This window comes from Streptomyces lunalinharesii (assembly GCF_039532155.1).
GTDB classification, from domain to species: domain Bacteria; phylum Actinomycetota; class Actinomycetes; order Streptomycetales; family Streptomycetaceae; genus Streptomyces; species Streptomyces lunalinharesii.
Map to the genome: position 1 here is coordinate 118,349 of NZ_BAAARK010000005.1, position 25,959 is coordinate 144,307.

Annotated in this window: 20 protein-coding genes; 9 read left to right on the forward strand and 11 right to left on the reverse strand. The window is 72.2% G+C overall.

Annotated features, from left to right (window positions below; all coding sequences use genetic code 11):
- Positions 1-2: 2 nt before the first annotated feature.
- The gene (locus ABD385_RS10045) at positions 3-773 is read right to left on the reverse strand and encodes a cobalt-precorrin-6A reductase (protein ID WP_344574742.1); all 771 of its coding nucleotides are present in this window, start codon (positions 771-773) and stop codon (positions 3-5) included.
- A gap of 17 nt (positions 774-790) precedes the next feature.
- Between ABD385_RS10045 and ABD385_RS10050 the strand changes: the two genes are divergently transcribed.
- Positions 791-1,954 carry a cobalt-precorrin-5B (C(1))-methyltransferase gene (locus ABD385_RS10050; protein ID WP_344574743.1) on the forward strand — a complete coding sequence of 388 codons (1,164 nt, stop codon included), beginning with the start codon at positions 791-793 and terminating at the stop codon, positions 1,952-1,954.
- 81 nt (positions 1,955-2,035) lie between these two features.
- Here the strand turns inward: ABD385_RS10050 and ABD385_RS10055 are convergent, their stop codons facing one another.
- The 3 genes from ABD385_RS10055 to cbiE all read right to left on the reverse strand — a co-directional run bounded on the left by ABD385_RS10055 (position 2,036) and on the right by cbiE (position 4,611).
- A complete protein-coding gene (locus ABD385_RS10055; protein WP_344574744.1) occupies positions 2,036-2,377 on the reverse strand; it encodes a hypothetical protein in 342 nt (113 codons plus the stop codon).
- A 142-nt stretch (positions 2,378-2,519) separates the two neighbouring features.
- Positions 2,520-3,287 (reverse strand): precorrin-4 C(11)-methyltransferase, encoded by a 768-nt coding sequence (gene cobM / locus ABD385_RS10060; protein ID WP_344574745.1) that lies wholly within the window; start codon positions 3,285-3,287, stop codon positions 2,520-2,522.
- Positions 3,288-3,309: 22 nt separating this feature from the next.
- Entirely contained in the window at positions 3,310-4,611 is a 1,302-nt protein-coding gene (gene cbiE, locus ABD385_RS10065) for a precorrin-6y C5,15-methyltransferase (decarboxylating) subunit CbiE (protein WP_344574746.1), read from the reverse strand.
- A 222-nt stretch (positions 4,612-4,833) separates the two neighbouring features.
- Here cbiE and tsaD point away from each other — a divergent pair, with 222 nt between their 5' ends.
- The 3 genes from tsaD to ABD385_RS10080 all read left to right on the forward strand — a co-directional run bounded on the left by tsaD (position 4,834) and on the right by ABD385_RS10080 (position 8,416).
- Positions 4,834-5,907 carry a tRNA (adenosine(37)-N6)-threonylcarbamoyltransferase complex transferase subunit TsaD gene (gene tsaD, locus ABD385_RS10070; protein WP_344574747.1) on the forward strand — a complete coding sequence of 358 codons (1,074 nt, stop codon included), beginning with the start codon at positions 4,834-4,836 and terminating at the stop codon, positions 5,905-5,907.
- 238 nt (positions 5,908-6,145) lie between these two features.
- Complete coding sequence (locus ABD385_RS10075) at positions 6,146-7,150, forward strand: cation diffusion facilitator family transporter (protein ID WP_344574748.1); 1,005 nt, start codon at positions 6,146-6,148, stop codon at positions 7,148-7,150.
- A 192-nt stretch (positions 7,151-7,342) separates the two neighbouring features.
- On the forward strand, positions 7,343-8,416 hold the full coding sequence (locus ABD385_RS10080) for a hypothetical protein (protein ID WP_344574749.1): 1,074 nt from the start codon (positions 7,343-7,345) through the stop codon (positions 8,414-8,416).
- Positions 8,417-8,446: 30 nt separating this feature from the next.
- Here the strand turns inward: ABD385_RS10080 and ABD385_RS10085 are convergent, their stop codons facing one another.
- Positions 8,447-9,388, reverse strand: coding sequence for an NADP-dependent oxidoreductase (locus tag ABD385_RS10085; protein WP_344574750.1), 942 nt, complete (start codon positions 9,386-9,388; stop codon positions 8,447-8,449).
- Positions 9,389-9,576: 188 nt separating this feature from the next.
- Between ABD385_RS10085 and ABD385_RS10090 the strand changes: the two genes are divergently transcribed.
- Positions 9,577-10,734 carry an ABC transporter ATP-binding protein gene (locus ABD385_RS10090; RefSeq protein ID WP_344574752.1) on the forward strand — a complete coding sequence of 386 codons (1,158 nt, stop codon included), beginning with the start codon at positions 9,577-9,579 and terminating at the stop codon, positions 10,732-10,734.
- A gap of 110 nt (positions 10,735-10,844) precedes the next feature.
- Here the strand turns inward: ABD385_RS10090 and ABD385_RS10095 are convergent, their stop codons facing one another.
- From ABD385_RS10095 to ABD385_RS10105, 3 genes are read right to left on the reverse strand one after another with little or no spacing between them, the layout of a single operon-like run.
- On the reverse strand, positions 10,845-11,774 hold the full coding sequence (locus tag ABD385_RS10095) for an ABC transporter substrate-binding protein (RefSeq protein ID WP_344574753.1): 930 nt from the start codon (positions 11,772-11,774) through the stop codon (positions 10,845-10,847).
- Between the two features lie 50 nt (positions 11,775-11,824).
- Positions 11,825-12,499 carry an ABC transporter permease gene (locus ABD385_RS10100; protein ID WP_344574754.1) on the reverse strand — a complete coding sequence of 225 codons (675 nt, stop codon included), beginning with the start codon at positions 12,497-12,499 and terminating at the stop codon, positions 11,825-11,827.
- The gene (locus tag ABD385_RS10105; RefSeq protein ID WP_344574755.1) at positions 12,496-13,227 is read right to left on the reverse strand and encodes an ABC transporter permease; all 732 of its coding nucleotides are present in this window, start codon (positions 13,225-13,227) and stop codon (positions 12,496-12,498) included. The genes ABD385_RS10100 and ABD385_RS10105 overlap by 4 nt, the downstream gene beginning before the upstream one ends.
- A 308-nt stretch (positions 13,228-13,535) precedes the next feature.
- On the opposite strand from ABD385_RS10105, the gene ABD385_RS10110 reads away from it, so the two are divergent.
- Positions 13,536-14,333, forward strand: a complete 798-nt coding sequence (locus ABD385_RS10110) for a polysaccharide deacetylase family protein (protein ID WP_344574756.1) — start codon at positions 13,536-13,538, stop codon at positions 14,331-14,333.
- A 180-nt stretch (positions 14,334-14,513) separates the two neighbouring features.
- Here ABD385_RS10110 and ABD385_RS10115 read toward each other — a convergent pair whose 3' ends face one another.
- Positions 14,514-15,794: an alpha/beta hydrolase gene (locus ABD385_RS10115; protein ID WP_344574757.1), complete on the reverse strand. Its 1,281-nt coding sequence runs from the start codon at positions 15,792-15,794 to the stop codon at positions 14,514-14,516.
- Positions 15,795-16,545: 751 nt separating this feature from the next.
- Between ABD385_RS10115 and ABD385_RS10120 the strand changes: the two genes are divergently transcribed.
- Positions 16,546-18,240 (forward strand): vWA domain-containing protein, encoded by a 1,695-nt coding sequence (locus ABD385_RS10120; RefSeq protein ID WP_344574758.1) that lies wholly within the window; start codon positions 16,546-16,548, stop codon positions 18,238-18,240.
- A 379-nt stretch (positions 18,241-18,619) separates the two neighbouring features.
- Positions 18,620-20,335 carry a methionine--tRNA ligase gene (gene metG, locus ABD385_RS10125; protein WP_344574759.1) on the forward strand — a complete coding sequence of 572 codons (1,716 nt, stop codon included), beginning with the start codon at positions 18,620-18,622 and terminating at the stop codon, positions 20,333-20,335.
- Between the two features lie 155 nt (positions 20,336-20,490).
- Here metG and aspS read toward each other — a convergent pair whose 3' ends face one another.
- Positions 20,491-22,278 carry an aspartate--tRNA ligase gene (gene aspS / locus ABD385_RS10130; RefSeq protein ID WP_344574760.1) on the reverse strand — a complete coding sequence of 596 codons (1,788 nt, stop codon included), beginning with the start codon at positions 22,276-22,278 and terminating at the stop codon, positions 20,491-20,493.
- 271 nt (positions 22,279-22,549) lie between these two features.
- On the opposite strand from aspS, the gene ABD385_RS10135 reads away from it, so the two are divergent.
- The gene (locus tag ABD385_RS10135) at positions 22,550-24,736 is read left to right on the forward strand and encodes an ATP-binding SpoIIE family protein phosphatase (RefSeq protein ID WP_344574762.1); all 2,187 of its coding nucleotides are present in this window, start codon (positions 22,550-22,552) and stop codon (positions 24,734-24,736) included.
- On the opposite strand, the gene ABD385_RS10140 is transcribed toward ABD385_RS10135, so the two are convergent.
- Complete coding sequence (locus ABD385_RS10140) at positions 24,652-25,812, reverse strand: AI-2E family transporter (protein ID WP_344574763.1); 1,161 nt, start codon at positions 25,810-25,812, stop codon at positions 24,652-24,654. The genes ABD385_RS10135 and ABD385_RS10140 overlap by 85 nt on opposite strands.
- Positions 25,813-25,959 lie beyond the last annotated feature (147 nt).

Genomic DNA, 25,959 nt, shown 5'->3' on the forward strand with positions numbered 1-25,959 from the left:
CGTCAGCCCAGGAGCGTGCGCACCCAGTCCACCGCCGCGTCCGGCTCGGCGGCCACCGGCACGCCGTCCGGGACCGGCGGGCGCCGGACGATCACCACCGGCACCCCGGCCTCGCGTGCGGCCGCCAGCTTGGGGGCGGTCGCCGCGGCGCCGCTGTCCTTCGTCACCAGCACGTCGATGCGGTGCCGGTGGAGCAGTTCCCGTTCGCCTTCGAGGGTGAACGGGCCGCGGTCCAGGAGCGTCGTCATCCGGGGCGGGTGCGGCGGCTCGGGGGCGTCCACCGAGCGGACCAGGAACCACGGGTCCGTGAGGTGGGCGAAGTGGGCGAGGCCCATCCGGCCGGTGGTGAGGAAGATCCGGTCACCGAGGGCGGGCAGGACGGCGGCGGCCTCGGTGAGGGAGCGGACCGGGTGCCAGACGTCCCCGGGCTGCGCGTCCCAACCGGGGCGGCGGAGGGCCAGCAGGGGAACATGGGCGGTGGCGGCGGCCCGAGCCGCGTTGAAACTGATCGTGTCGGCGAAAGGATGGGTGGCGTCGATGAGCGCGTCCACCGCGTGCTCGCGCAACCAGCGGGCGAGGCCCTCCGGGCCGCCGAACCCGCCGATGCGCACGTCGCCGGCCGGCAGCCGGGGAGCCGCCACCCGGCCGGCCAGCGAGGTCGTCACCCGCACCCCCGGCTCCGTCGCCAGGGCGGCGGCGAGGCGGCGGGCCTCCGTGGTGCCGCCGAGGATCAGCACCCGGCGGACGGGTTCGTGGACGGGTGGGGTCGGCATGGGTGGTGGGTTCCTCCGTGGGTGAAACGCAACCGAAGGGTACGGGAGGGCGCAGCGCACAGCTCGCGCACACCGGGCTGCGGCACGGCTGGACGACGGGGGCGTGCGCCACGGCCGCCAGCACGGCCGCGTACACGGCGCTGTTGCGCGGGGAGTTCCCGGACCCGGTGACGATCACGCTGCCGAAGGGGCAGACGCCGTCCTTCGCGCTCGCGGTGGAGGAGTTGACCGGTGCGGGGGCGGGGCCGGCGACCGCCATGGCCGGGGTGGTCAAGGACGCCGGGGACGATCCCGACGTGACGCACGGCGCGTTGGTGCGGGCCACGGTACGGGCGCTGCCGGCCGGCAGCGGCGTGGTCTTCGCGGCCGGCCCGGGCGTCGGGACGGTCACCCGCCCCGGACTGCCGCTGGACGTCGGCGAACCCGCCATCAATCCCGTGCCGCGGCAGATGATCCGGGAGCATCTGGCGCGCGTCGCGCGGGAGCACGCCGGCAGCGGTGCGACCGCGGACGTCGAGGTGGAGATCTCCGTCGACCACGGCGAGGAGATCGCCCGCAGCACCTGGAACCCGCGCCTCGGCATCCTGGGCGGCCTGTCGATCCTGGGGACGACCGGGATCGTCGTGCCGTACTCCTGCTCGGCGTGGATCGACTCGATCCGGCGCGGAGTGGACGTGGCCCGCGCCGCGGGCCGACGGCACGTCGCCGGGTGCACCGGCTCGACGTCGGAGAAGGTCGCCGTCGCCCTGCACCACCTGCCGGAGGACGCGCTGCTGGACATGGGGGACTTCGCGGGGGCGGTGCTCAAGTACGTCCGCCGCCATCCCGTCGACCGGCTGACGATCTGCGGCGGCTTCGCCAAGCTGTCGAAACTGGCGGCCGGTCACCTGGACCTGCACTCGGCACGGTCCCAGGTGGACAAGGGCTTCCTCGCCGCACTGGCGCGGCAGGGCGGCGCCGACGAGGCGCTGGCGGAGGCGGTGTCCGAGGCCAACACCGGCCTCGCCGCGCTCCAGTTGTGCGCGGCGGCCGGCGTTCCCCTCGGCGACCTGGTGGCGGCCACGGCACGGGACGCGTCACTGGCCGTATTGCGGGGTGCGCCGGTCGCCGTCGACGTCATCTGTATCGATCGGGCGGGGCTGGTGGTGGGCCGGGCGGAGTCGCGGGGGCCGGGAGGCTAGCGCGACTGGCGCCGGATGTTTCACGTGAAACTCGCCCCGGCCCGATGGCCGGGATCCGACGCCCCGCCGTGCAGCCCCTCGTCACATCCGCGGCAGCGTCTCCCCGCGGCTGAGCCCTTCCTCACGGCCCATGCCGTCGTAACGGCCGCGCTCGTCCTCGCGGCCCGCTTCGGACCGACGGCGCTCTTCAAGGGCCTTGCGCGCCGCCATCTCGCGTGCGTGGTCCATCCGCTCCCGCAGGCAGCTGTCGTCCCCTCCGGTCAGCGCGCCCAGCGCGCTGCCCAGGGCACAGGCGGCCATCTTGACGGGACTGTCCTTCGACCGGCGCGGGGTGTCCTTGCCGCTGGCGGTGGCGACGGTGCTGCCGGTGAGGGTCAGCACGGTCGCGGCGACGACCGCGGTGGCGGCCATTCTGGTACGCATCCTGGCGTGCTCCTTTGCGTCAACCCCCCTGGGTTTCGCTGCTTCCTTACCGACCTCCGCGTACAGAAAAACAGACATTCACCCCGATGCGGTCATACAATTCAGCCGTACAGGTGTGCCGCACGGCGTGTTTGACGTTGTCTCAGGCACCGCCGTCGCAGGGCGCGTGCGGCCGCTCGCGCTCCGACGAGTAGAGGTGGCTGTCGCGGAACTGCTCGGCGCCCAGCGTGCGGCCGACCATGATCACGGCGGTCCGGACCACGCCCGCCTCCTTCACCTGGTCGGCGATGTCGCCGAGCGTGCCGCGCAGCACGAGTTCGTCGGGCCGGGAGGCCATCGCCACGACGGCCGCCGGGCAGTCGGCACCGTAGTGCGGCAGGAGTTCGTCGACGACCCGGTCCACGTACATCGCGGCGAGGTGCAGCACCAGCAGCGCACCGCTGCGCCCCAAGGTGGCCAGGTCCTCGCCGTCGGGCATGGGGGTGGCGCGCTGGGCGACGCGGGTGAGGATGACGGTCTGGCCGACGGTGGGCACCGTCAGTTCGCGCTTGAGCGCGGCGGCCGCCGCGGCGAACGCGGGCACTCCGGGCACCACTTCGTACGGCACCCCCGCCGCGTCCAGACGCCGCATCTGCTCGGCCACCGCACTGAACACCGACGGGTCGCCGGAGTGCAGCCGGGCCACGTCCTGGCCCTCCTCGTGGGCGCGGACCAGCTCCGCCGTGATCGCGTCCAGGTCCAGGTGCGCGGTGTCGATCAGGCGGGCGCCCGGCGGGCACTCGGCGAGCAGTTCGCGCGGCACCAGGCTTCCCGCGTAGAGGCAGACCCCGCAGGAGGCGAGGGTGCGGGCGCCGCGCAGGGTGATCAGGTCGGCGGCGCCGGGGCCCGCGCCGATGAAGTGGACGGTCATGGCTGTCGGTCTCCTGGGGAGGTTACGAGGGGTCCTGGAAGCGGGGCGGCGCGGCGGCCTCCTGCGGGCCGGGCTCCGGCGCGTCGGACGACGCGGGCTTGGCCGCCGACCACTGGGTGACCGGCATCGCCTGCCGCCAGCCCGTGAAGCCGCCGACCGGCACCGCGTGGGCGACCGCGAGCCGCACCAGTTCGCCGCCGTGCCGCCGGTACCACTGCGTGAGCAGCGCCTCGGACTCCAGCGTCACGGTGTTCGCGACGATCCGGCCGCCCGGGGGCAGCGCCGCCCAGCAGGCGTCCAACAGGCCGGGGACGGTCAGTCCGCCGCCGATGAACACCGCGTCCGGCGTCGGCAGGCCGACCAGTGCGGCGGGCGCGGCCCCCTGCACCACGCGCAGCGCCGGGACGCCGAGCGCCCGTGCGTTGCGGTCGATCCGGGCCGCCCGTGCGACGTCCCGTTCGACGCTGACCGCCCGGCAACTGCGGTGCGCGCGCAGCCATTCGACGGCGATGGAGCCGGACCCTCCGCCGATGTCCCAGAGGAGTTCGCCGGGCGCGGGGGCCAGCGCGGCCAGGGTGGCGGCCCGGACATGACGCTTGGTCAACTGGCCGTCGTGCGCGTACGCCTCGTCGGGGAGGCCGGGCACGACCGGCAGCCGGAGCGCGTCCGGCGCCCGCACACAGTCCAGGGCGAGCACGTTGAGCGGATCGCCGGCGGGCGCGTCCCAGCGCTCCGCCCGGCCCTCGACCACCCGCTCGCGGGCGCCGCCGAGTTGTTCGAGCACCCGCATCCGGGTCGGGCCGAAGCCCCGTTCCCGCAGCAGCGCCGCGACCTCACCGGGCGTCGCCGGCCCGGCGGACAGCACCAGGACCCGCCGTCCGTCGTGCAGCGCCCGCACGAGGTTCTCCACCGGCCGGCCGACCAGCGTGACGACCTCGGTGTCCTCCACAGCCCAGCCCAGGCGCGCGCAGGCGTACGCCACGGACGACGGATGCGGCAGCACGTGCAGCGGCCGCCGCACCGTCGCGTCCTGCGCCATCACCTCGGTCAGGGTCCGGCCGACGCCGTAGAACATCGGGTCCCCGCTGGCCAGCACGCAGACCCGGCGCCCGGCGTGCGCGGCGAGCAGCCCGGGCACGGCGGGACGCAGCGGCGAGGGCCACGGCTCCCGCTCCCCGGCGCACTCCGCGGGCAGCAGCGCCAACTGGCGCGCCCCGCCGATCAGCACCTCGGCCGCGGCCAGTTCCCGCCGCGCGGCCGGCGACAGTCCCTCCCAGCCATCGGCCCCGATGCCTACGACGGAGAGCGGGAGCGGGGGAGTCACTGCGGGGCACCTCGGGGCGCGAAGGGACCGAACGGAGGTCACGGGGCGAGCGGGGGACGGGTGCCGAACTTTACTGACCGGCCCGGCGGCGCCGGCTCCCGGGGAGGGCGCACGTCCCCCGGCACGCTCCGGTGCACCCACCCCCACCCTTCTTGCACATTGTTTGCAATTACTTGCTAAGACTGTCCAAGCACGGAACGCGACGCGGAAGGAGTGCGGCCCATGGGCTCGCCGGTGGTGCTGGGCATCGAATCGTCCTGCGACGAGACGGGCGCCGGCCTGGTCCGGGACGGGCGCCTGCTCGGGCACACCGTCGCGTCGAGCATGGCGGAGCACGCGCGGTTCGGCGGAGTGGTGCCGGAGATCGCCGCCCGGGCGCACCTGCACGCGCTGACGCCCGTCGTGCGCAGCGCGCTCGCCGACGCGGGGCTGCGGGCGTCCGACATCGGGGCGGTGGCGGTGACCACCGGACCGGGACTCTCCGGCGCGCTTCAGGTGGGTCTCGCCGGGGCCAAAGGGCTGGCGTACGCGCTGGGCGTCCCGCTCTACGGCGTCCACCACCTGGCCGGCCACGTCGCCGCCGACACCCTCGCGCACGGGCCGCTGCCCGACCCCTGTGTGGTGTTGATCGTCTCCGGCGGGCACACGTCGCTGCTGCTCGTACGGGACCTGGCCCGCGACCCGCTCGTGCACCTCGGCGACACGGTGGACGACGCCGCCGGCGAGTGCTTCGACAAGGTCGCGCGGGTCTTCGGACTGCCCTACCCCGGCGGTCCGGCCATTGACCGGACAGCGCGCGAGGGGGATCCGCGCGCTGTCCACTTTCCCCGCCCGCTCACCACGGGCCCGCCCGAGAAGCGGTTCGCGTTCTCCTTCTCGGGGTTGAAGACGGCGGCGGCGCGCTGGGCGGAGACCCACCGCGCCGCGGGCCGTCCGCTGCCGGTCGCCGATGGCGCGGCCGCGCTGCAAGAGGCCGTCGCCGACGTGCTGACCCGCAAGGCGGTCGCCGCCTGCACCGAGCACGGCGTCGGCACGCTCGTGGTGGTCGGCGGCGTGGCGGCCAACTCCCGGGTGCGCGCGCTGGCCGAGGAGCGCTGTGCCGCTGCCGGCATCACCCTGCGGGTCCCGCCGCTGGGGCTGTGCACGGACAACGGCGCGATGATCGCGGCCGTCGGCGACCTGCTCGTTCGGGCCGGCGCCGCACCGGCCCCGCTCGACGTGTCCATCGATCCGTCGGCGCCGCTGGAGTACGCGGCGCTGCACCCCGTCGCCGCGGGCCGTGCACGGGCCGCCTGACGGCCGCGGGCACCCGGCAGCTCGTTTCACGTGAAACGAGCGACAACCGCTGCGCGGACCCGGCCGGACCGGACCGTGTCCGTCCGCTCACGCCTCTCCGGCGCACCGCTCTGACCAGGCACGATAGCCCGTTTGACGGTAATGACAACGGTCACCGGTGCAGCCTTTGGATCTTTTGCCGAAGTGCGGTTTGCTTCGCTTCGAGGAGCAAGGTGGAGCCAGGAGAAGGAGCGCGCCCATGTCCGAGCACGCCCACAGCGGGCACAGCCACACCCATGCCGTGTCCCCGGACGCCGATCGGCGCTGGCTGCGGGCCGCGCTGATCCTGCTCACCGCCTACATGGCGATCGAGGTCGTCATCGGCTTCCTGGCGCAGTCACTCGCGCTGATCTCGGACGCCGCCCACATGCTCACCGACGCGGTCTCGATCGTGCTGGCGCTGGTCGCCATGCGCTTGGCCGCGAAACCCGCACGGGGCGGGTACACCTACGGCCTCAAGCGCGCCGAGATCCTCTCCGCACAGGCCAACGGCATCACCCTGCTCGTGCTCTCCCTCTGGCTGGCCTACGAGGCGGTCCAGCGGCTGATCTCGCCGCCCGAGGTCACCGGCGGGCTGGTCGTCGTCACCGCGCTGTCCGGTGTGGTGGTGAACCTGATCTGCACCTGGTTCCTGTCGAAGGCCAACCGCTCCAGCCTGAACGTCGAGGGCGCCTACCAGCACATCCTCACCGACCTGTTCGGCTTCATCGCCACCGCGATCTCCGGTCTCGTCGTGCTGACCACCGGCTTCCAGCAGGCCGACGCGATCGCCTCGCTCGTCGTCGTCGCGCTGATGCTGAAGGCCGGCACGGGGCTGGTGCGGGAGTCCGGCCGGATCTTCATGGAGGCGGCGCCGGCCGGCATCGACCCGGACGCGCTGGGCGATCACCTGGTCGCCGGCGACCAGGTCGTCGAGGTGCACGACCTGCACATCTGGCAGATCACCTCCGGGCAGCCCGCGCTCTCCGCGCACATCCTGGTCGCCCCGGCGGGCGACTGCCACAAGGTCCGCCGCAGCCTTCAGGAGCTGCTGCGCACCGAGTACGGCATCACCCACGCCACGCTCCAGGTCGACCACCTCGGCGAACAGGACGAGGACGAGCTGCTGACCCTGGGCCCGCGGCCCGCCCCCGAGCACCCCTCCGGCAGCCACTGCGACGACTCCCACGGCCCCGTCCACCGCCCGGGCCCGCACCGGCACTGACCGCCCACCGCCGCGCGTCCCAGGAGCAGGCACCCGGCTGAGGACCGCGCGGGCCCCGCCCCGGCGCCGAGTCAATCGCACGCTCGCTCGCCCGCGCGGTCACCCATTGGCACCCGCCCGGCTCGCGGCCGACCGGCGTACGGCCTTGCCTGGAGGTGGCAGCCATCGCCGGCGCAGGAAGGACCGGGACGCATGTCCGCGAGTGCACCCGCACGCGCCGACGGACGGGTGACGGCGGCGCGCTGCCCGCCACGACGGCCGCAGCGGGCCCGCTCGTTGGTCGGCGCCGCGCTGCTGCTGGTCGGAACCCTGTTGCTGCCGCTGAGCATGGCCGCCCTCTGGGCCCGCGCCGAGCTCACCGACACCGACCGCTACGTGGCCGCGGTCGCCCCGCTCGCCGGGAACCCCGCCGTCCAGGACGCCATCGTCCGGGACGTCACCGACGGCGTGATGCCGCACGTGCGGCTGGACGGCCTGCTCAAGGTGGTGCCCCGCGCCGAACGGCCGGCACTGCGCCGGAAGTTCACCCGCGGCATCCGCGAGTTCGTCGACAAACAGGTGCGCCAGGTCGTCACCGGCCGCACCTTTCCCGCGATGTGGACCGGTGTGCACCGCACCGCCCACCGCACCCTGGACGGCACGCTGACCGCCTCCGGCGACGCCCCCGTCACCCTCGACCTGTCACCGGTCATCGAGCGCGTCCGGCACCAGCTGTCCGGCAACGGGCTGGGCATCGACATCGTCCGCCGGGTGCCGCCCACCGGCGCCTCGATCGTGCTGCTGAAGTCCCCCGACGTGCCGCGCCTGCGGACCGGCTTCCGGGCCGCACGCACCGGTGCGCTGCTCCTGCCGCCGGCCGCCGGGCTCTGCCTGCTGACCGGCCTGCTGCTGACCCGACGTCGGCGCCGGGCGCTGATCTGCACGGCGACCGGCTGCGCGGTGGCCTGCGCGCTCCTGACCACGGCACTGGCGCTGCTGCGGACCCGCCTCCTGGACGCGCTGCCGACCACCGTCCCGCGCCCCGCCGCCGACGCCTACACCGAGGCCCTGACCGCCTCCCTGCGTTCCGGCGCCTGGACCGCGGTCGGCGCGGCGGCGGTCACCATCGCCCTGGCCGGCGCCGGCCCACTGACGGTCCGCCTCCGTCGCGCCGCGCCGGCGCCCCGTCAAGCCGACGCGGTGCCCTGGTGGGCGACGTGCCCCGGCGTGCGGAGCCTGCGGCGTGGTGGCCGGCGCGGGCTCGCCGAGGACCGCCAACGGCGCTGACGGCCCGCTCGGGACCGGGGGCGGGTGCCCTCAGATCGCCAGGACCGTCTTGCCCTGCGCCCGTCCGGTGCGGCTGGCCGCCAGGGCTCCGGGGGCCTCCTCCAAGGGGACTTCGAGCCCCACCAGGACCGTCAGGCGGCCCGCGTCGAGGTGCCCGGCGAGGATCTCCAGGAGCTGGGGAGAGGGGCGGTTGACGAAGTTGAAGCCGCGCAGGTTGTGCTCGGTGAGGACGTCGGCGTCGGCGGAGCCGATCAGCGAGACCGCCACACCGCCGTCCCGCACCGTCCGGGTCAGCTCGACGAACCCCGCCGCGTCGCTGGTCATGTCGATCAGCACGTCCACCCCGTCCGGATGGCTCGCCAGGACCTGGTCGGCGAGCGACCCCGCGGTGTGGTCGACGGTCTCCGCGGCCCCCAGCGTGCGCATCAACTCCGCCTTGGCCGGACGGGCGGTGGCGATCACCTCCGCGCCGCGACCGGCCGCGATCTGGGTCACGAAGGTGCCGACCCCGCCGGTGGCGCCCACGATCAAAACCTGCCGGCCGTCGCCGATCCGGGTCTCCTCGACCAGGTTGTACGCGGTCATCCCGGCCGTCGGGACGGCGGCGGAGGTGGCGTAGGTGACGCTGCGGGCGGCCAGGGCGATGGCGTCTTCCTTGGCCACGGCGAATTCGGCGTACGAACCGCCGCCCCGATCCGGCCGCTGGAACTGGCCGAACACCGGATCCCCGACGGTGAAGCGCCGCACACCACTACCGAGCGCGACCACCTCACCGGCCCCGTCCGCCCCCAGGACCAGCGGGAATTTGGCGTGGACGGCCTCCCCGAACATGCCGTCGGCGAGCTTCCAGTCGACGGGGTTGAGCCCGGCGGCGGCCAGCCGCACCAGAACCTCACCGGGCCCCGGCTCAGGCTGCGGCAGCTCCATGAGCTGCGGGTCCGCACCGAAGGCGTTGACTGCTACGGCTCTCATGTGGCGTTCCCTTCCACCCTTCCGAGGAGCGGCCGGAGTGGATCGTAAGCACGCCGGCCGGGCCGGGTGCGGCAGGACGGGAGGCGGTGCCCCGGAAGCAACTCGTACGGCCCCCGTCCCCGTTCCGTTTCCCCACTCGATTGCCCGCATGACGGGACCGGTCCCAGGCGGCGGGATTCAATGGCGCAATGATCCGGTTCGAGTCGGTCACCAAGCGCTATCCCGACGGGACCACCGCTGTCGACGACCTCTCGTTCGACGTCGACGAGGGCGAGCTGGTCACCTTGGTCGGGCCGTCCGGATGCGGCAAGACGACGACGATGATGATGGTGAACCGGCTGATCGACCCGACGAGCGGACGGATCTTCGTCGACGACGCCGACGTGTCCGGTGTCGACCCGGTCCGGCTGCGCCGCGGGATCGGCTACGTCATCCAGCAGACCGGGCTCTTCCCGCACCGCACCGTCCTCGACAACACCGCGACCGTGCCGGTCCTGACCGGTTGGAAGCGGGCCAAGGCGCGGGAGCGGGCCGCCGAACTCCTCGACCTGGTCGGGCTGGATCCGGGCGTCTACGGCACGCGGTACCCCGATCAGCTCTCCGGTGGCCAGCGGCAGCGGGTCGGGGTGGCCCGCGCGCTGGCGGCCGATCCGCCGGTGCTGCTGATGGACGAGCCGTTCGGCGCCGTCGACCCGGTCGTCCGGGACCGCCTCCAGAAGGAGTTCCTGCGGCTCCAGGCCACCATGCACAAGACGGTGCTGCTGGTCACCCACGACATCGAGGAGGCCATCCGGCTCGGCGACCGGATCGCGGTCTACGGCGACGGGCGGATCGAGCAGTTCGACACCCCGGCGCGGGTGCTGGGCGCCCCCGCCACGTCCTACGTCGCCGAATTCGTCGGCGCCGACCGGGCGTTGAAGCAGCTCTCGGTCACCGCCATCGACCGCGCCGACCTGGAGCGCCCGCCGTTCGCCCGGCTCGCCGAGCCGGCCGCGGAGGCGGTGGCCCGACTGCGGGCCGAAGGCGCGCGCTGGGCGGTGGTGCTGGACGCCGACGGGGCGCTGCACGGCTGGGTCGGCACCGAGCGTCTGGCGGGTGCCGGGGGAACCGTGGCGGACCACGCGCGGCGGATGGAGGCGTGGATCCCGGCCTCCGGAACCCTCAAGGCGGCGTTCAGCGAAATGCTGAAGCACGACGCCGGTTGGATCGCGGTGCTGGACGGTCGGCGCTTCTTGGGCGTCCTGACCCCGACGGCCCTGCACGAGGCACTGCGCCGCACCATCACCCCGGAGGAACGTGGGGTGTCGCGGGGACGGCCGGAGGTGGACTCGGTCCCGACCGAATGAAGGGTGGGCGGCGCAGGGTGTTTCACGTGAAACGGCGGTCGAGGAGCGGTGTTTCACGTGAAACGGCGGGCCCGGGTGGGTGTTTCACGTGAAACGTCTCCCGCTCCCGATCAGCCCTTCAACAGACCTTTCGCGACCAGGTAGTTGTGGGCCACGTCGGCGGGGAGCCGACGCCAGCTGTCGACCTGCTGGTTGAGGCGGGCCAGGTCTTCGGTGGTCAGCACGTGGTTGAGGCGGTTCAGGGCGGCGGTCGGGCGGGCGCCGCCGGCCCGGCCGCGGTTGACGACGGGGACGACGTAGTCGGCGTTCTGGAGTTTCCGGTCGTCGGCGAGGACGACGAGGCCGAACTGGTCGAGGGTGGCGTCCGTGCTGGTCGTCAGCACCATCTGGTCCTGGCCGTTCTGCACCGCCTGTTTCGCGGGTGTGGTGCCGACGCCCTTGGGGTCCACGGCGGTGATGTCGATGCCGTACGTCTTCCGGAGGCCGGGCGCGCAGAACGGCCGCTGGACGCACTCGTCACCCGCCGCCAGCCGTACCGGCAGCTTGGCGCGGCCCAGGTCGCTGAGGGTGCGCAGGTGGTGCTCTGCGGCATAGGAGGCACGCACCGCGAAGGCGTTCTGGTCGACGGCCCGGCCCGCGGGGAGCACGGTCAGCCCCCGCGGGGCGGCGAGGCGGCGCAGGGCGGTCATGGTGTCGTCCAGGTCGGGGGAGGCGACGGGAGCGGCCTCGGGGCCGTGCTCCTTGGCGTTGAGCCAGTCCGCGAAGGTGGCGGCGAATTCCGGCACGACGTCGATCTGGCCGGCCTCCAACGCGGGTTCGTACAGCTCGCGGTTGCCGACGGTGAGGACCTGGGTGCGGTAGCCCGCGTGGCCCAGCAGCGCCGCGTACATCTGGGCCAGCAACTCGCTCTCGGTGAAACCGGCCGAGCCGATGGCGAGATCGCGGCTGTCGCCGGGCGGGGCGGTGATCGCACCGCGGTGTTCCAACGACGGCCCACCGGCGCAGGAGACCAGCCCGCACAGGACGGTCAGGGCGCTCAACGCACCGAACGCACCCCGGACCGGGCGGAGCAGGGGCGCACGCCGCGCCCTCACCTGGTCCGCCCGCGGGCCCGCACGGGGGCGAACCGCTCGACCAGCTCGAAGCCGGCCTCCATCAACAACGCGAACACCGCGACCACCACCGCGCCCGCCACCACCTGCGGGGTGCTGGCGAGGTTGAAGCCGGCGGTGATGATGCGGCCAAGTCCGCCGCCGCCCACCAGGGCGGCCAGCGTGGCGGTGGCGACGAGCTGCACGGCGGCGATCCGCACCCCGGTCAGCACCAGCGGCAGGGCGAGCGGCGCCTCCACCCGCCACACCAGCTGCATCCCGGTCATCCCCATGCCCCGGGCGGCCCGGACCACGTCCTGGTCCACCTCGCGCATCCCGACGTAGGCATTGGTCAGCAGCGGCGGCACGGCGAACAGCACCAGCGCGATGACCGTCGGCCACTGCCCGTGCCGCCCGATCGGGGTCAGCAGGAGCAGGACGAGGACCGCGAAGGTCGGCACCGCACGGCCGACGTTGGCGAGGTTGACCGCAAGGGCACCCCCGCGGCCCAGATGCCCCAGCGTCAGTGCGATCGGCAGGGCGATGAGGGCGCTGAGGACGAGGCAGGCGAAGGTGAGGACGGCGTGCTCGGCGAGCCGGTGCCCGATGCCGTTCTCACCCGACCAGTGGGCGGCGGTGGTCAGCCAGGACCAGACGGCGGCGGGGGTGCTCACGTCCGCCGTCCGGAGGCGGTGAGCGGCCGTCGCCCACGGGCCGGTCGCGGACTGCGGCCGGCCCGCCGCCACGGGGTGAGCAGGCGTTCCAGGCCGAGCAGCAGCAGGTCGAAGGCGACCGCGATGAGCACGCAGAGCACGGAAGCGGTGAGCACCTGCGCCTTGAAGTAGGAGTTCATGCCCGCGTAGATGAGGTTGCCCAACCCGCCGTAGCCGACGATCGCGCCGACGGTGGTCAGGGCGACCGCGGAGACCGTGGCGATGCGCAGTCCTGCCATCGCGGCGGGCACCGCCAGCGGCAGTTCCACCGTCAGCAACTGCCGCATCGGCCCGTACCCCATGCCCCGGGCGGCCTCCGTGGCACCGGCCGGAACGCCGTCGAGGCCCGCGAGGATGTTCCGGACCAGCAGGGTGAGGGAGTAGAGGGCCAGGCCGACCACGACGAGGGTGGCGGAGAGGCCGTAGACCGGCAGCAGCAGCGAGAACATCGCCAACGACGGGATCGTGTAGAGCACGGTGGTGATGCCGAGGACCGGTCCGACCGTCCAACGTCGACGGCGGGCCAGCAGCGCCAACGGGACGGCGATCACCAGCCCGAGGCCCACCGAGACCACGGTCAACTGCACGTGCTGGCCGACCGCGTCGAGCAGGATCTGGCGGCGGGTGCTCAGGTAGTCGCCGCAGATCCAGTCGTTGCGGGCCAGGCAGTCGTCCGGCGGGGCGGTCACAGCAGCAGTTCACCGCGGGTGCGGTGGGGTGTCGCGCGGGGTGCGCCCGATCGGGCTGTTGCCAGCGTCACACCACGACCCCTCCCCCTCTATACACGCGGTGTGTACCTCATATGTATAGTCCTGGGAGTCCGTTCGGAAGGCGATCGGCGCGCCGGACCACGGTCCGTTCGCGTCCGCTTCGCCATGCCCGGAGACCGGGACGCGGACGCTCCGGGCACCGCCCGCGAGCGCAGGGCTCCGAGGAAGACGGCCGAGAACTCCACAGCAGCCGGCTCACCGGCGAACGACTCCAGGAAAGACACCGCATGCCGAAGCAGATATCCGCGACCCGCCGCTCGTCCGTACTCGGGCTGCTGACGGCCGCCTCCCTGGCCCTGGCCCTCAGCGGCTGCGCCTCGTACGACGTCACCGCACCGGCCGACGCACGGGCCGACGCCACGGCGACCGACGCCAAGGCCCAGGACGCGAAGGCCGGAGCCGGCGACGGTGCCGTCGACTGCCGCAAGGCCAAGTGCGTGGCGCTGACCTTCGACGCGGGCCCGAGCGAGAACACCAACCGGCTGCTGGACATCCTCAAGGAGAACAAGGCCCACGCCACGTTCTTCATGCTCGGCAAGAACCACGTCGCCGAGCGCCCCGCCGAGGTGAAGCGGATCGACGCCGAGGGCCACGAACTGGCCAACCACACCTGGTCCCACAAGATCCTCACGGACATAAAGCCGGACGAGGCCAAGCGCGAACTGTCCCGGGTCCAGGAGGACGTCCGCAAGATCACCGGCAAGACGCCCACGCTGATGCGCCCGCCGCAGGGCCGGACCGACGAAGAGGTCTCCAAGATCAGCAAGGAGCTCGGCCTGGCGCAGGTCCTGTGGAGCGTGACCGCGAAGGACTACCAGACCACCGACTCGGACCTGATCACCAAGCGGGTGCTCGACCAGACCAAGCGCGACGGCATCATCCTGCTGCACGACATCTACAAGGGCACCGTCCCCGCCGTCCCCGGCATCCTCAAAGAGCTCAAGAAGCGCGGCTACACGGTCGTCACGGTGTCGCAGCTGCTCTCCCCGGCGAAGCCGGAACCGGGGATGGTCTACCGGCCGTGAGCCGGACTCGCCGGAACGGGCCGAGGTCCCGTCGAGGCGGGGCCCCGCGGCCCGGACGGTGCGGTCGGAGCCGGGGCCGGGAACGGCGTCCTCACCCGGGGAGCGACCGCATGACGAAGGGGGCGCCGGACCCTGCCCGGTGCCCCCTTCGCGCACGTCACCGCCCTGCCGGCGGTCGCCTCAGCCCTGCGGGCGCTCCGCCTCCACCCGCTTGTGGGACCGGTCGTCGGCCGGCGCCTGCCCCTTCGTCGCGCCCTTCACCCCGCCCGGTGCCGGCTTCTGCGGCGCGTTCGGCTCGGTGTCCTGCGGGAACGTCAGCTGCTGGCTCTGCCACTCCAGGGCCGGCACGACCTCCCTGCGCCAGGTCCCGAACTGGTGGCTGCCGCGGGGCAGGATGATCGAGTCGACCCGCATCGGCGGCTTCACCGCGTGGATGAACTTCATGGTGTCGCCGTAGTCCGACTCGCCCTGGCGGCTGCTGGCCACCAGCGCGGAGACCTGCGGCGCCGGCAGGTGCTGCAACCGCCACAGCAGATCGTGCTCGTGCTGGCGCTGGGCGCCGGTCGGACCGGGGCCGAAGAGGCTGCCGGTGGTCAGGTCGTCCTTGATCGCGTAGTCACCGGAGAGCGAGACCGCGGAGGTGTACGCCTGCGGGTTGCGCATCGCCAGCTGGAGCGAGCAGGTACCACCGGAGGAGTATCCGAACGCGCCCCAGGCGCTGGGGTCGTGGCCCACCCGGTAGGCGGACTTCATGGCGTCCGGCAGATCCTTGGTGAAGAACGTCTCGGCCTGCGGGCCGCCCGGCACGTCCACGCACTCGGTGTCGCGCGGCGGTGCGATCGTCGGCCGCACCATCACGATCACGGTCGGCTGCATCTTGCCCTGCGCGATCAGCCGGCCGGCGTTCTGCGGGATCTGCAGGTGCTGCGCGAGGTTCATGATCCCGCCCGGGTAGCCGCTGATGACGACCATGACGGGGAACCGCTGGCGGTGGAACTGCTGCTGGAAGTACTGCGGCGGCAGATAGACGAAGCCCGGGTTGATGGCCCGGGTGCGGCGGCCGATGATCCGCACCGACTCGATCTTGCCCACCTTGTCGACCGGGCCCTTCGGCAGTCCGGTCACCCGGTCGAGCCCCTGGGGGCCGGCGGGCTGGATCAACCCGCCCTTGATGTTGCCGACCGTGGCGTACTGCCCGTCCCCCTGGCTCACCGAAGCCGGGGCCTGATCGTTGTTGCCCAGCAGCTCGTCCCAGTTGCCGTAGAACTCGAAGTTCGTGTTCACGGCGAGGGCGAGCGCTGCCACGATCGACACCTGGGTGACCACGATGGCCCCCAGCCTCCCCACCACGTGACGCCACCCGTTCCGCGACAGTCGGGGCCAGAGCCACACCGTCGCGGCAACACAGACCACCGCCAGCACGATCACTGTGATTTCGAGCGACTGACTGGTCAGCCCCATGCGCCCACATCTCCCGTCACCCTCGAAAGGGTTCTTGCCTTCTCACCGGCCGCCCCCCGAGGCACAACGGGCGGCTCAGGACAATGGTCACCGGAGAAGACGGACGCATCCGCGAATCGGATACCTGCGCGACTTACTTCTTACCGAGCTCTTGCCTGTTCGTTTCCCCCACGTGATGTGCGCAAGCGGGGCCGCAAGATCCGTGCCAACTGGCCGCACCACGCTCATGTTTCACGTGAAACGAAGCACGGATGAACACCTGGCGACAAAACACCCTCTTCGGGACCGAGAACACCGATAACCGGCGGCCGCCCTCCGCCCTCATCTGAACTTGCCCTCGCATCGAAGCAGTTGAGGTGTCCACCGCTCTGCCCGGAACCCCCGCGACGAGATCGTCGACCATTTCGCTATCCGTCACATTGGGCATCTCATACGTCACTTCTGCATCATGAATGGGGTCAAGAGCCGCCATACGAGCGACGGAAACGCCCCTTTGCAAACGATCAATCGGGCTTTTCCCCGAAGATCGCGTGCCCTATTCGCGCGGCCCGACGTGCGTTTTCCGGGCCGACGACGCGCTGACCGAAACCCTCGACCCGCCCAACACCCCCGTATGGCCCAGCAACCGAGCCGCGGGTTCCCGCGATCAAGTCGGTGCAGACCGCTACCCTTACGTATCCGTCCTGGTCAGGGACATGTCCGCGCTTCACGGACATTCGCCGCACCCACCACACGCAAGAGAGGTCAGCCGATGGGCATTCGGAGTCTGCTACGCAACGCTTTCGGTCGTTCCAAGGCGACCCGCGACGGATCCGGCGCGGCCCGGAACAACGTCGACCAGCCCGAGTCGGCAACGATCCCGGAGGCCCGCGAGGAATCCGCCCCCGCTCCGGCCACCCCGACCACCGCGCCCCCCGAGGTCGAGGTCCCCGCCGCCCGTACGGCACCCGGCGCGACCTCCGGGCCGGCACCCGCTCCGGTCACGGCCTCGCTGCCCGCCCAGAGCGGCCCGGTCGAACGCGCACCGGAGCCCACCGCGAAGGCGGAGCCGACGCGGGACGAGGCCCCGGCACGCGATGAGGTGACCGCCGAGAAGGCCACGACCGACGTGACGGACGAGCCGGTGGCCGCCACCGAGGCGACGAAGCCGGCCCGGCCCGAGGGCACCGGCACGGAAGCCGACCCGGGCACGGCGAAGGTCGTGGAACAGCGCGCGGCGACGCACGAGAACGCGCGTGAGGAGGGGAAAGCGGCATCCGCCACGGCTGCCGCGGACACCGACAGCGCCGCCGACCTGGTCAGCCAGGCGTTCGACGGCCCCGCCCCCGCCACCGCGCCGGCCACGACGGCCGGCTCCCCCGCGGCGAAGCCGGACGAGCAGCCGGCGCCGGCCGAGAAGGCCGAGAAGGCCGAGAAGGCCGACGTCGCAGCGGCGGCACAGCCGGCCGGCGACGCCGAGTCGGCGGAAGCGGCACCCAAGACCACGGCCGAGGCGGACGCCGAGGTAACTGCGGCCGAGGAACCGGCAGTAGACACGGAGGCGACCCCGGAGACGACCACCGAGGCGACCACCACGGCCGTCGACGAGCCGGCCCCTGCCGAGTCCGCGGCCGCCACGCCGGCACCGGCCGCCGCCACGGAGACCGCAGAGCCGACGCAGCCCGCCGAGTCCGCACGGAGCACCGCTCCCGCCGAGCCCACCGAGGCCGAACCGGCGTCCCCCGTCACCGCCACGGACGACCCCGCCGCCGCGGTGGCCCCCGACCTCCTCCCCCTCTACGAGGCCGCGCGCGCCACTCTGGAGAAGCACCAGCTCACCACCCAGCGCGCCACCGTCTACCTGGTTCTCGACCGTTCCGGCTCGATGCGCACCTACTACAAGGACGGCACGGTCCAGCACCTCGCCGAGCAGGCCCTCGGCCTCTCCGCGCACCTCGACGACGAGGCCACCGTCCCGGTCGTCTTCTTCTCCACCGACGTCGACGGCTCCGCCGACCTGGACCTGACCAACTACGCGGGCCGCATCGAGGAACTGCACTCCGGCCTCGGGCACATGGGACGGACCAACTACCACTGGGCCATCGAGGCCGTCGCGGCGCACTACAAGAAGTCGGGCTCGAAGCACCCCGCCTTCGTCATCTTCCAGACCGACGGTGCGCCGACCTCCAAGCCCGCCGCCGAGCGCGCCCTGTGCGAAGCGGCCGGGCTGCCCATCTTCTGGCAGTTCATCGGCTTCGGTGACCCGGACGCCAAGGGCTTCGACTTCCTGCGGAAGCTCGACGACCTGACCGTCCCGGAGAAGCGCGCCGTCGACAACGCCGGTTTCTTCCACGCCGGGCGCGACCCGCGCAGCCTCTCCCACGAGGCGTTCTACCAGCAGCTGATGGTCGAGTTCCCCGAGTGGCTCGCCGAGGCCCGCGCCGCCAAGGTCCTCAAGGACAGCTGACGCCCCGCATCCGCGCCGCTCAGGCCGCGGCAGGTCCCGACCCGGGTCCTGCCGCGGCCTGTTTCCTTTTCCGCGCCGCCGTCCGGCCCCATGTCCGCCTCTACTGCCCGCCCCCAACACACGGGAGAGGTTTCACGTGAAACACGGCGGAAGAGGACCGTTTCACGTGAAACGAGACGGCGGAGCGCACGGCGGATACGTGATGATGGACGGGACAGAGCGGGCCCGTTTCACGTGAAACGGGCGGGGCGAGCCGCCGCCCGGCGACCCCCTCCAGGCCCGAAAATACTCGGGCGGGGACCTCCACCCCGTCCAGTACGATATTGACGTTGCGTAAAGCAAATCATCACTCACCGTAGCGACTTGGGAGCAGCCGGCAATGGCTCGACACCTCATCACCAGCGCCCTTCCGTACATCAACGGGATCAAGCACCTGGGCAACATGGTGGGGTCCATGCTCCCGGCCGATGTGTACTCCCGCTACCTGCGACAGCACGGGCACGACGTCCTCTACATCTGCGCGACCGACGAGCACGGCACGCCCGCCGAGCTGGCCGCGAAGGACGCGGGCCAGTCCGTCGCCGCGTTCTGCGCCGAGCAGCACGACAAGCAGAAGGCGATCTACGACGGCTTCGGCTTGGAGTTCGACCACTTCGGCCGGAGCTCCTCGCAGGAGAACGTCGAGCTGACCCAGCACTTCGCGCGCAAGCTGCACGAGAACGGCTTCATCGAGCAGCGGGCCATCCGCCAGGTCTACTCGAACGCCGACGGCCGCTTCCTGCCAGACCGCTACATCGTCGGCACCTGCCCGCACTGCGGCTACGACAAGGCGCGCGGCGACCAGTGCGAGAACTGCACCCGGGTCCTGGACCCGACGGACCTGATCGACGCCCGCTCGGCGATCAGCGGCAGCGGCGACCTGGAGGTGCGCGAGACCACGCACCTCTTCCTCCTCCAGTCCAAGCTCCAGGTCGAGGTCGAGGGTTGGCTGGCCGGCAACGGCAGCAAGGAATGGCCGACCCTGGCGTCGTCCATCGCCCACAAGTGGCTGACCGAGGGCCTCCAGGACCGGGCGATCACCCGTGACCTGGACTGGGGCGTGCCGGTGCCGGCCGACGTGTGGCCCGAGCTGGCCGCCGAGGGCAAGGTCTTCTACGTCTGGTTCGACGCCCCGATCGAGTACATCGGCTCGACGAAGGAGTGGGCGGACCAGGCGCCGGAGGAGCGCGACTGGAAGTCGTGGTGGTACGAGGCCGACGACGTCCGCTACACGGAGTTCATGGCCAAGGACAACGTGCCGTTCCACAGCGTGATGTTCCCGGCGACGCAGCTGGGCACCCGCGAGCCGTGGAAGCGGGTGGACTTCCTCAAGGCGTTCAACTGGCTCAACTACTACGGCGGGAAGTTCTCCACGTCGCAGCAGCGCGGCATCTTCACCGACGCGGCGCTGGAGCTGCTGCCGGCCGACTACTGGCGCTACTTCCTGATGGCGCACGCCCCGGAGTCGGACGACACGTCCTTCACCTGGGAGCTGTTCTCCTCCTCGGTCAACAAGGACCTGGCCGACACCCTCGGCAACTTCGTCAACCGCGTGCTCTCGTTCTCGCGGAAGCGCTTCGGCGACGACGTGCCGGCCGGTGCCGAGGCCGGTGCCGCCGAGCAGAAGCTGGGCGAGGAGATCGCCGGGCTGCTCGCGGAGTACGAGGGCCACATGGAGGCGCTCCAGTTCCGCAAGGCGGCGGCCTCGCTGCGGGCGCTGTGGAGCGCGGGCAACTCCTACCTGGAGGAGAAGGCCCCGTGGCTGGAGATCAAGACGGACAAGGACGCGGCGGCGCTGACGCTGCGGACCGCGATGAACCTCATCCACCTCTACTCGGTGGTCTCCGAGCCGTTCATCCCGGCGTCGGCGAAGGCCATGCGCGGTGCGTTCGCGCTGGAGGGCGACACCGCCACCTGGGTGTCGCAGGAGGAGGCGAAGGCGCTGGCGTTCGTGCCCGCCGGGACGCCGTTCACCGTGCCGCCGGTGCTCTTCGCGAAGATCACCGAGGATGACCTGGCCGCGTACCGGGAGCGGTTCGGCGGCGACGAGGGCTGAGGCCCTGCGCCCACAGCTGACGGGAAGTACGACGGCGCCCCTGGACCGCTCCGGTCCAGGGGCGCCGTCGTCCGTGCGGACCGCGCGCGAAGGCGCCTCGGCATGTACGAGGGCCCGGGACCGCGGTGGCGGTCCCGGGCCCTCGTCGGTCCTGCCTACTTGGTCGGCTTGTACGGCGTGGGCTTCGCCGGGCCGGTCCGGATGCTCAGGTGCAGTTCCTTGAGGCGGGCCTCGTCGACCTCGGACGGGGCGCCCATCAGGAGGTCCTGGGCGTTGCCGTTGAGCGGGAAGGCGATCGTCTCGCGGATGTTCGGCTCGTCGGCGAGCAGCATGACGATCCGGTCGACGCCCGGGGCGATGCCACCGTGCGGCGGGGCGCCGAACTTGAAGGCGCGCAGCATGCCGCTGAACTCGGCCTCCACGGTCTCCTTGTCGTAACCGGCGATCGCGAACGCCTTGTACATGACCTCCGGCTCGTGGTTCCGGATCGCGCCGGAGGACAGCTCGGTGCCGTTGCAGACGATGTCGTACTGCCAGGCGAGGATGTCCAGCGGGTCCTTGGTCTCCAGCGCCTCCAGGCCGCCCTGCGGCATGGAGAACGGGTTGTGGGAGAACTCGACCTTGCCGGTGTCCGCGTCGCGCTCGAACATCGGGAAGTCGACGATCCAGCAGAAGCGGAACTCGCCCTCGACGAAGTGGCCGGCGCGCTTGGCGGCCTCGACGCGGACGGCGCCCATGATCTTGGAGACCTCTTCGAACTCGCCGGCACCGAAGAAGACGGCGTGACCGGGCTTGAGGTCGAGGGCCGCGACCAGCGCCTTGACGTCGTCGTCGGTGAGGAACTTGGCGATCGGGCCGCTGAGCGCGTTGCCCTCGCCGACGCGGACCCAGGCCAGGCCCTTGGCGCCCTGCGCGACGGCGAAGTCGCCCAGCTGGTCGAAGAACTTCCGCGGCTGCTCGGCGGTGTCCGGGACGGCCAGCGCGCGGACGTGCTTGCCGGCGAACGCCTTGAAGCCGGAGCCCGCGAAGACGTCGGAGACGTCCACCAGCTCCAGCTCGGCGCGCAGGTCCGGCTTGTCGGAGCCGTACTTGAGCATCGCCTCGCGGAACGGGATGCGCGGGAAGGGCGAGGTGACCGTGCGGCCGTTGCCGAACTCGGTGAAGAGCTCGGTCATCAGCTGCTCGATCGGCTGGAAGACGTCCTCCTGCTCGACGAAGCTCATCTCGACGTCGAGCTGGTAGAACTCGCCCGGCGAGCGGTCCGCGCGGGCGTCCTCGTCGCGGAAGCAGGGCGCGATCTGGAAGTAACGGTCGAAGCCGGCGATCATCAGCAGCTGCTTGAACTGCTGCGGGGCCTGCGGCAGCGCGTAGAACCGGCCGGCGTGCAGACGGGACGGGACCAGGAAGTCGCGGGCGCCCTCGGGGGAGGTCGCGGACAGGATCGGGGTCGCCATCTCGTTGAAGCCGAGCGCCACCATCTTGTGCCGGATCGCGGAGATCACGGCCGTGCGCAGCATGATGTTGCGGTGCATGCGCTCGCGACGCAGGTCGAGGAAGCGGTACTCGAGGCGCTTCTCCTCGTTGACCCCGTCCTCAGCGTTGATCGTGAAGGGGATCTGCTCGGCGGCACCGAGCACCTCGACCTCGGTGACCTCGATCTCGACCTCACCGGTCGGCAGGTCGGGGTTGACGTTGTCGGCGCCACGGGCGCTGACCTTGCCGTCGATGCGGACGACGGTCTCCTTGGTCAGCGAACCGAGGACCTCGTTGGCCGGGGTGCCGGGGCGGGCGACGAGCTGCACGAGACCGTAGTGGTCACGCAGATCGATGAAGAGGATGCCGCCCAGGTCACGTCGATTGTGCAGCCAGCCGCTGAGACGGACGTCGGTGTCGACGTCCGCGGCTCGGAGCTCGCCGCAGTTATGGGACCGGTACCGATGCATCGCTCATCCAAGTCGTCGCGAGTCGAGGTGGGGAGCTGACGGGCGAGAAGGGGAGGCGCCAGGCTGGCGGGCCCGATCGATCGCCTTGTGGATCACCCGAAAGACCACCCCAGGAGTGGCATAACCGCTCCAGGTTACCGCCCGCCCCAAGCGGCCTGGTTGACATATACCCATCAGGGTCACCCCACCGGGAAACCGGGCCCCCGGGCTGCGACGATGGTCACGTCCGGCTCGCTGGTCGGGCCACGTCAAATCCACCTAAAGTGATGCAATGCGCACCAAGGACCTCCTGGCCGTCCTCGCGACCGGCCTGTGGCGGTGGGACAACGCATCCGGTCGGGTGACCCTCGATGCCGAAGCGGCCCGGCTACTGGGCCTTCCCGCCGAGCCGGTCGACGTCACCGAGGCGGCCGTGCGCTCCCGTTTTCATCCCGTCGACTTCGCCGAGATCAACGGCGTCGTCCAGCTGGCGGTCTCCGAGGGCACTCTCGCCGAGGCGCGGCTGCGCATCGTGGACGAGCGCGGGGAGGTGCTGCGCACCGTCCGCTCCCGCTCCCGGCCCCAGATCGTCGACGGCGACTTCGAACTGGTCGGCACCCTCCAGGAGGTGCCCGAACCGCAGCCCGGCACCTCGGCCGCGCGGACCCCGGTGACCGGCGACTGGCGCCGCTCGCGCGAGGCGTTCCTGCTGGACGCGGGCCGGGCCCTGGCCGAGGCGCGGTCCACCGCCGAGGTGCTGCGGGTCGCGGCCGGGCTCTCCATGCCCGGGTTCGTGCCGGACGCCCTGGCGGTCTTCGGCATCCAGGGCGACCGGCTGTCGGTGATCGGCCACCACGGGCAGCTCCCCGACGACGAGCTGCCCTTCTCCGAGATGATGTTGGAGACCGACTACCCGGCCGCCGAGGTCGTGCGGACCGGCCGGGCCATCTACCTCCCCACCCCGGAGGACTACCAGCGCCGCTACCCCACCACCTGGCCGCTGGCCGCCCATTTCGACCACCGGTCCTGGGCGTACCTGCCGCTGGTCAACGCGGGCCGGACGATCGGCGCCTGGAAGGCCGGGTTCGCGCAGCCGGTCGCCTTCACCCCGGACGAGCGCTCGGTGCTGACCACCGTCGCCCGGATGCTCGCGCAGGCGCTGGCCAGGGCCGGCGTGCAGGAGTCGCAGCACGAGCTGGCCGTGGGGTTGCAGCGCAGCATGATGCCCACGGTGCAGCCGGACATCCCGGGGATGGCGGTCGCGGCCCGTTACGTACCGACCGGCGGGGGCCTGGAGGTCGGCGGCGACTGGTACGACATGATCCCGCTGCCGTCCGGGCGGATCGCGCTGGTCATCGGGGACGTCCAGGGACACGACGTACGGGCCGCCGGGCTGATGGGGCAGCTGCGGATCGCGCTGCGCGCCTACGCCTCCGAGGGCCACCACCCGGACGCGGTGCTCTCGCGCGCCTCCCGCTTCCTCGCCGGGATCAACGAGACCGAGTTCCGCGGGCACGGCGAGGACCAGCGGTTCGCGACCTGTCTGTACGTCGAGGTGGACCCGGCCACCGGATTGCTGGACGTGGCCCGGGCCGGCCACCCCGATCCGGCGATCCGGATGGCCGACGGCACGGTGATGCTGCGGCCCACGTCCGGCGGGCTGCCGCTGGGCATCGACCCCGAAGGCGACTACCCCACCACCCGGATCGTGCTGGAGCCCGGCGAGACCATGCTGGTCTGCACCGACGGACTGATCGAGACCGGCGGACACGACCTGGAAACCGGCTGGGGGCGGCTGCGCGACGTCTTCGAGGCGCACCGCGCCGGCACCGACGAGGGGGTCGCGGAGGGCCTGGAGCGGCTGGCCGACGGCCTGGTCCAGGCGGTGCACGGCCCGTCGTCGCACCACACCACCGGCCCGTTGGTGGACCGCCGCGAGGACGACATCGCCCTGCTGCTGCTCTCCCGCGAGGGCGCCAGCTGCGGCCTGGACGCCGGGGACCGGCTCGCCCAGCGGCCCGGGCGGCGCACGGTGTTCTCGGTCGCCCAAGCAGAACCGGAGCGGATCGCCGCGGCGCGCCGCCAGATGCGCGACGTGCTGCACGACTGGCGCGACCCGGACCAGGTCGACTCCGCGGTACTGCTGGTCTCCGAGATCGTCACCAACGTGCTGACGCACACCGACGGGGACGCGTTGCTGGTGGCCGAGGTCTCCGGCGAGCGCGGCACCCGGCGCCTGCGGGTGGACGTCGCGGACGGCAGCGACGAGCTGCCGCACCGCCGCCGCCCCGGTGAGCTGGCCTCCTCGGGGCGCGGCCTGGTGCTGCTGGAACTGCTCGCCGGGGCGTGGGGAGTGGACCCGCGCGGCGACGGCAAGTCGACGTGGTTCGAGCTCTACGAGGACGCCGGGACGCTGGCGGAGCCGTCGGGTCCGGTGTCGTCCGGCTCCGAGGCGTCCGTGTCCGAGCCCGCCGCGTAGTGCTTGCGCAGTTCGTGCAGTACGCCGGAGACGGCCGCGGTCAGCGGGACCGACAGCAGCATGCCCAGGATCCCGGCGACGCTCGCACCCGCGGTGATCGCCAGCATGACGACGGCCGGGTGCATCTGCACCGTGCGGCTCTGGATCATCGGCTGGAGCACGTGGCCCTCCAGCACCTGGACGGCGAGCACGACGCCGAGCGCCCAGAGCGCGATCACCAGGCCGCGGTCCGCGAACGCCACCAGGATCGCCACCGCACCGGAGATGAACGCGCCGAGGTAGGGGATGTAGGCGCCCACGAAGACCAGTGCGCCCAGGCCGAGCGCACCGGGAACGTCCAGGATCAGCAGGCCGACGGTGATGCAGATGGCGTCGATCAGCGCGATGAAGGTGGTGCCGCGCATGAACCCCTCGATGGACTGGAAGCCCCGGCGGGCCATCCCTTCCATCCGCGGTGCCGAGTTGCCCGGCGCCCAGTCGTGCAGTGCGCGGACCGCCTTGTCGGAGTCGCGCAGGAAGAAGAAGGTCAGCAGCAGGGCCAGCACCGCGGCGGCGATGAACTGCCCCACGATGCTGACACCCGCGAGCAGCCCGGAGGCGGCACTGCTGCCGAACTTGGTGACCAGCGTCTTGGCGTTGGTGGCGAGGTCGCTGAGCGAGTTCCCCGCCACGCCGAAGTGCTTGGTGAGGTCGCTCGCCGCGTCCTTGAGCGAGGCGATGATCTGGTCCCCGGTGTCGACCAGCGCGCTGATCACGATGTATCCGGCCCCGCCGACCACGATCATCAACACGGCACAGGTCAGCCCGGCCGCCAGTGAGCGGTTGAGGTGCATCGCCACCAGCCGCCGGTACAACGGGCCGAGCAGCGCGCTGCCCAGCAGGGCCAGCAGTACGGGCGTGACCGCCGCGCTCAACTCGACGCAGAGCCAGACGCCGACGGCCACCACCGCCGCCACCAGCAGCCCGGCCGCACACCAGGCGGCGGCCCGGCGGGCCTCGATCGGGAGCAGCGGCGGGGAGTGCGGCGGCCGGCCGTGCTCGCCACCACTCCGGTCTTGATCCGAGTCGTTTCGCACCCGGACAGTCCACCACGCCGGGGCGGCGGTTGGCGGGCATTGGAGGGGCCACCTCACGTCTGGACGACGGGTCGGCAGCGCGGCGTTTCACGTGAAACATGAGTGCGGGGGCGGTGTTTCACGTGAAACACCGCCCCCGCGGTCCCA

Excerpts from the sequence above, each read along its gene's own strand:
- ABD385_RS10135 (WP_344574762.1), top strand. The coding sequence starts at position 22,550 with ATGCGCACCAAGGACCTCCTGGCCGTCCTCGCGACCGGCCTGTGGCGG.
- ABD385_RS10080 (WP_344574749.1), top strand. The coding sequence starts at position 7,343 with ATGTCCGCGAGTGCACCCGCACGCGCCGACGGACGGGTGACGGCGGCG.
- metG (WP_344574759.1), top strand. The coding sequence starts at position 18,620 with ATGGCTCGACACCTCATCACCAGCGCCCTTCCGTACATCAACGGGATC.
- ABD385_RS10110 (WP_344574756.1), top strand. The coding sequence starts at position 13,536 with ATGCCGAAGCAGATATCCGCGACCCGCCGCTCGTCCGTACTCGGGCTG.
- ABD385_RS10115 (WP_344574757.1), bottom strand. The coding sequence starts at position 15,794 with ATGGGGCTGACCAGTCAGTCGCTCGAAATCACAGTGATCGTGCTGGCG.
- ABD385_RS10055 (WP_344574744.1), bottom strand. The coding sequence starts at position 2,377 with ATGCGTACCAGAATGGCCGCCACCGCGGTCGTCGCCGCGACCGTGCTG.
- ABD385_RS10120 (WP_344574758.1), top strand. The coding sequence starts at position 16,546 with ATGGGCATTCGGAGTCTGCTACGCAACGCTTTCGGTCGTTCCAAGGCG.
- tsaD (WP_344574747.1), top strand. The coding sequence starts at position 4,834 with ATGGGCTCGCCGGTGGTGCTGGGCATCGAATCGTCCTGCGACGAGACG.
- ABD385_RS10090 (WP_344574752.1), top strand. The coding sequence starts at position 9,577 with ATGATCCGGTTCGAGTCGGTCACCAAGCGCTATCCCGACGGGACCACC.
- aspS (WP_344574760.1), bottom strand. The coding sequence starts at position 22,278 with ATGCATCGGTACCGGTCCCATAACTGCGGCGAGCTCCGAGCCGCGGAC.
- cobM (WP_344574745.1), bottom strand. The coding sequence starts at position 3,287 with ATGACCGTCCACTTCATCGGCGCGGGCCCCGGCGCCGCCGACCTGATC.
- ABD385_RS10045 (WP_344574742.1), bottom strand. The coding sequence starts at position 773 with ATGCCGACCCCACCCGTCCACGAACCCGTCCGCCGGGTGCTGATCCTC.
- ABD385_RS10075 (WP_344574748.1), top strand. The coding sequence starts at position 6,146 with ATGTCCGAGCACGCCCACAGCGGGCACAGCCACACCCATGCCGTGTCC.
- ABD385_RS10085 (WP_344574750.1), bottom strand. The coding sequence starts at position 9,388 with ATGAGAGCCGTAGCAGTCAACGCCTTCGGTGCGGACCCGCAGCTCATG.